We start from the raw sequence: 3,885 nt of genomic DNA, 5'->3' as shown, positions 1-3,885 counted from the left end.
TGCTGCACGGTCTCAACCGGCGCGCGTCGAGCACCATCTACTGGGTCGTGGCGTTCATTTCGCTGGCCTGGATCGCCGGCGCCGGCGGCCTGGCCAACCTCCTGTTCGGCCCGGGCATCTGGAAAATCCGCACCGTCGACCAGTTCTTCGCCCGCCCCGAGCTGATCGGCCTCGCGGTCGCGGCGATCATCCCCGTCATCCTGTTCTGGGCGTTCGCGGCGATGGTGCGCCGGGCCCAGGAGATGCGCATTGCGGCGCAGTCGATGACGGAAGTGGCCTTCCGCCTGGCCGAGCCGGAGAACCTTGCCCAGGACCGCGTCATGATGATCGGTCAGGCCGTGCGCCGCGAGGTGGCGGCGATGGGCGAAGGCATCGAACGCACGCTGGCGCGTGCCGTCGAGCTGGAAACGCTGGTGCACAGCGAAGTCAACCAGATCGAGCGCTCCTATTCGGAGAACGAAGCCCGCATCCGCTCGCTGGTCGACGGTCTCGGCAGCGAGCGCGAAGCCGTCGTCACCCATGCCGAGCGCGTCCGCGCCTCGATAGCCAGCGCGCATGAGACGCTTAGGGACGAGATCGGCTCGGCCAGCGACATCATCCGCGACTCGATCCTCAATGCCTCGACCAAGCTGTCGATGACGATCAACAATTCCGGCGACACGCTGATCGACCGCATCAACGAGAGCTCGATGTCGATCTTCGATTCTGTCGAAGGCCGGCTCGATACGATCACCGACCGGCTGTCGACCTCGGGCGAGGCCTTCGCCAGCCTGCTCGATACGCGTATCGCCAAGCTGACCGACACCACCGACGGCCTCACCCGGTCGCTGACCGACCTGCTCGACGACCGCACCAGCGGCATGGTTTCGCTGCTCGGCGGCGCCGCTCGCACGCTGAGCTCCGAGTTCGAAAACAGCCTCAGCGGCATAGAGCGCACGCTGGCCGAGCGCGGCCAGGCTTTGATCAGCGAATTCCAGACCCGCGCCGAAGCGCTCGACACCGGCACTCAGAAACTCAACGCCGCGCTCGAGGCGCGCGCGCGCCAGATCAACGAGACGCTGGTCGAACGCGCACGCGAGATCGCCCACACTTTCGCCGAGAGCAAGGACCAGCTGTCGGCGATGATCGACCAGGGCAAGACCCAGATCGGCGCGGACATGGCCGACATCGTCTCGTCAACCTCCTCCATGCTCGAGGCCCGCGCCAGCGACTTCGCCGGCCGCATGGAAGCCGCCCGCCATGTCGTGTCGCGTTCCTTCGACAGCGACATCCAGCGGCTCGCGGATGCCCGCGTCGGCATCGAGGAAGCGGTGGAGAACCACAGCCGCAAGCTCTCGGAAAGCCGTGACCGCATGGCTGCCGCCATGCAGGCCGACCTGGCGACGTTCGCCGAAAGCCGCGCCGGAATCGATGCAGCCGTGACCGACCAGGTGCAGAAGCTGGCGGAAGGCCGCAACCTTATCGCTCGCGCGCTGGAAGAGGATCTGCGCAAGGTCAACGAATCGCGCGCCGCCATCGACGCATCGCTCGGCAGCCATCTGGAGCAGCTCGAAGAGGGTCGCAACCGGCTTGCCCAGGCTTTGAATGAAGACTCAGGAAAACTCGTGCAAGCCCGTACGATCATTGATGAAATGGTTGCCGGGCATGTCGGGAAGCTCGCCGAGGGGCGCAACATTCTGTCGCGTGCCCTGGAAGCCGATCTCAGCAAGCTGGCCGACAGCCGCGCCAGCATTGATGGGCTGGTCGCCGGCCAGGTCGAGAAGATCGGCGAAGGCCGCTCCGTGCTTGCCAAGGCGCTCGAGACCGACATCATCGGCATCAGGAACCTGATCGAGACCCACTCCGCCAAGCTCGCCGAAGACAGGGGTGAGCTCAGCCGTTCGCTGGAGAGCGACCTGTCGGGCATCAGGAACCTGATCGAGGGTCATTCCGTCAGGCTGGCCGACGACCGCAGCTTGCTGTCGCAGACGCTCGAAGCCGACCTCGCCAAGCTGGCGGAGGGCCGGGCCAGCATCGACGGGCTGGTCGCAGGCCAGGTCGAAAAGCTCGCCGAGGGCCGCGATATCCTCAAGCGCGCGCTCGAGGCCGATATCAGCACGATCAAGGGCGCCATCGCCGGTCATTCCGAGCGGGTCGCGGAAGAGCGCAGCCAGCTATCCAAGGCCCTGGAAGCCGATCTGCAGAACGTCAACAGCCTGATAGCGGATCACACGAACCGGCTCGTCCAGGATCGCTCGACGCTGTCGCAGGCCCTGCAGGACGACCTGCAGAACGTGAACGGCATCATGGCCGATCACCAGAACCGGCTGGTCCAGGACCGTTCGACGCTGGCCAAGGCGCTTGAGGACGACCTCGCCAAGCTGGCTGAGAGCCGCTCCAGCATTGACGGGCTGGTCGCCGGCCAAGTCGAGAAGCTTGCCGAGGGCCGCGATATCCTCAAGCGCGCCCTGGAAGCCGATCTCAACACGATCCGCAGCGCGATTGCCGACCAGTCGCAGAAACTCACCGACAACCGCGCGGAATTCGCACGCGTGCTGGAAGCCGATCTGGAGAACGTCAACGGCCTTCTCCAGGGCCACAGCGACAGGCTTGCCCAGGATCGATCGGCGCTTTCCAAGGCGCTCGAGGACGATCTCGCCAAGCTGGCCGAGAGCCGCTCCAGCATCGACGGGCTGGTCGCTGGCCAGGTCGAGAAGCTTGCCGAGGGTCGCGATATCCTCAAACGCGCCCTGGAAGCGGACCTGCAGAAGCTCGCCGCGGGCCGCAGCGAGATCGACGACATCATCGCCGGTCATGTTGGCAAGCTGGCCGAAGGCCGAGACATGCTGTCCCGTGCGCTGGAAGACGATCTGGCGAAGCTCGTCGACACGCGCAAGGACGTCGACCGTTCGCTGTCCGGCCATATCGACCAGATCGCAGCCAGGAGCGGCGACATCTCGGCATCGATCGCCGCCGATGTCGAGAAGATCGAACAGGCCTTCAACCGGCAGACCGGCATCATCGAGGAACGCGCCGGAACCATGGAACGTGCGCTGTCGACCGGCGTCGACAATGTCCGCAACGTGCTGGAGAAGAGCGCGGTCTTCGTCGCCGGCGCCCTGCGCGAGAAGGTCATGGAGGTCACCAGCGTCCTGCACGAACAGGCGGGGCAGGCCTTCAGCGATGCCGACCGCAAGATCGCCGAACGCGCAGAACAGACCTCGTCGGCCCTGCTCGCCAGGGCCGAGGACATCGCGCGCGCCTTCGAGGACGCCGATCGCCGCCTGCATGCGCGTGCAGAGGACACCACCAGCGCGCTGCTTGCCCGCCACGACGACATATCGAGTTCGATGCTCGCCCGTGCCCAGGAGACCGCCGATCAGCTGGCCGCACGCGCCAGTGAGATCGCCGGCACCTTCGACGCGGCGGACCAGAAGCTGGTTGCACGTGCGGTTGAAACGGCGCAGTCGCTGGCAGCCCGCGCCGGCGACATCCTGCGCAATTTCGAGGGCGCCGACGAACGGCTGAGCATGCGCATCGGCGAGTCGGCCGAAGCGCTTGCCGCACGCGCCTCGGATCTCGGCCGCATCTTCGATGCCGCCGACCAGCATCTGATCTCGCGCATCGCCGAAGGTTCGGAAGCCTTGTCGTCGCGTGCATCGGAGATCGCCCGCATCTTCGACGATGCGGATCAGCGTCTGGTCGCCCGCATCGCCGACAGCACCACGACCATCGGCGGCCATGCCGAGACCATCGTCGGGGCCTTCGCCAGCACCGAGCAGCGGGTCGCCGACCGCGCGCGTCAGACCGGTCAGGAACTGGCCGTCCACGCCCGCGAGATCGAGCAGGCGCTGGCCGGCGCCGACGAGCGCCTGGCGTCGAATGCGGCGGCAGCAGCGGCCCCTG

The 3,885-nt window shown here is 66.5% G+C and carries 1 pseudogene; it reads left to right on the top strand.

Annotation, left to right across the window (positions count from 1 at the left end):
* Window positions 1-3,885: pseudogene (locus EOA33_RS27175) on the top strand (kinesin); the annotation flags it as partial.

It is taken from the genome of Mesorhizobium sp. M4A.F.Ca.ET.050.02.1.1, assembly GCF_003997725.1.
Taxonomy (GTDB): Bacteria; Pseudomonadota; Alphaproteobacteria; order Rhizobiales; family Rhizobiaceae; genus Mesorhizobium.
This window is presented reverse-complemented; position numbering and strand designations above follow the sequence as displayed.